The sequence below is a fragment of the Vibrio sp. 1078-1 genome (genome assembly GCF_033340475.1).
In genome coordinates this window covers 1-1,363 of record NZ_JAWOWM010000057.1, presented here as the reverse complement: position 1 = coordinate 1,363, position 1,363 = coordinate 1, and the positions used below count along the sequence as shown (strand labels likewise).

The 1,363-nt window shown below is 47.8% G+C and carries 1 protein-coding gene and 1 pseudogene; both read right to left on the bottom strand.

The genetic code is table 11. The features are described from left to right. Nucleotides 1-716, bottom strand: a pseudogene (locus tag R7190_RS25550) (hypothetical protein); the annotation flags it as partial. A gap of 3 nt (nt 717-719) precedes the next feature. After that, nucleotides 720-1,292: a sigma-70 family RNA polymerase sigma factor gene (locus R7190_RS25545; RefSeq protein WP_005455178.1), complete on the bottom strand. Its 573-nt coding sequence runs from the start codon at nt 1,290-1,292 to the stop codon at nt 720-722. Nucleotides 1,293-1,363 lie beyond the last annotated feature (71 nt).

The window sequence follows — 1,363 nt, the reverse complement described above, 5'->3', positions numbered from 1 at the left end:
TCACCGACCAAAGGATGGTCGGTGTTGTTTTGCTCTTCTTTAACGACTGGCAATTCAAAACGGGTCGTGACCCAGGCGTAATCTTCTTCACCATGATGGTTGTCACGAGCTGCCACGGCTAAGTAAGTGGTTTGGTCGATTTCTTCTGGCGCACCTTGTACCACGATTTGGCCTTGGTTGAGCACCTGAAGACCATTGGCGTTTTCTAACCAGATCCGAGTGGTGAGCAGGTCACCATCGGGGTCTTCAAACAATTGGTTCAGACTTAACGAATTGCTGATCGGCTTGTTCTGCGTTAGCTCCCAACCATAAATGATGGTTTGCAGTTGCTGTTCGACCGATAGATTGATGATGGGTTTGCTGTTGTTCGCCGCATCAACCTTGGGTTGTGGTGTCACGGCTGTCAGATCGTAAGGGTAGTAACCATCAAACGTATCAAAAGGGTTCTCGGCGACGTTTTGTTGATCGAATGGTTTGGCATTAAGCACAGCATCTAAATCGAGAGAGCTCGAGCCATCCAACGCCGATTTTGTGAGCGCCTGCTTCACCTCAATTAACGACGTACGTTCACCATAATGATGTTGGCTGTTTCTTTTATCGATAGGAGAGCTGTTTGAAGAGCTGGCCGCAGACGCCATGTTGCTCTCGTCACTTAACAAGTAAACGCCCAATAAACCGGCGCCGATCGCGCCGATAATCCACAGTTTCTTGGTCATGATTTATGCGTGTGCCATTCTTGATTGCAGCCAGCTGCGTGAGAACTTGAGGTCTTTTTCGATTAGGCTTGCGCTGCACTCTAGCAGTTCGCTGATCTCCTGGTTCTTCATGCCCATCAAGTATTTGAGTTTTAAGGCGCTCGATTGACGTGGGTAGCGTGTGCTAAAGCTATCTAAGGCTTTGTCCATGATGATCAACTGCTCAAAGCGGTCTTCTTCGTCCTTCATCAATGTGATGTGTTGGCGTTTTTGCGCTTGGTGTGAGCGAGCGTTGTCGATCAATATTTGGCGCATGACTTTAGCGGCCATTAAGAAAAAATCACGCTTGGTGGCGATTTCACTCATGTCGCAGTTTGACATCTTTAGGTAAGCATCATGAATCAATGCGGTGGTGCTGTTGACGCTGTCTGCCAATACCATGTTGTCGGTGCCGTATTTTTCGGCGTTGCGCTCACGTTCTTGTTGGGCGATTTTACGCAGTTGCAAATAAGCGAATTGGTACAGCTCGCTTTCGGCTTGTTTATTACCAGACTGCCACTGCTGAATAATGTGGGTTAGGGCTGAAGTCGTTGCCATGGTTATACCTCCTCGCTCACTTTGACAAATTCAGAAATCGTATGCGTTTCAATATGATCAGAACCATCTCG

Coding starts and splice junctions, on each gene's coding strand:
- R7190_RS25545 (WP_005455178.1), bottom strand. CDS start 1,292: ATGGCAACGACTTCAGCCCTAACCCACATTATTCAGCAGTGGCAGTCT.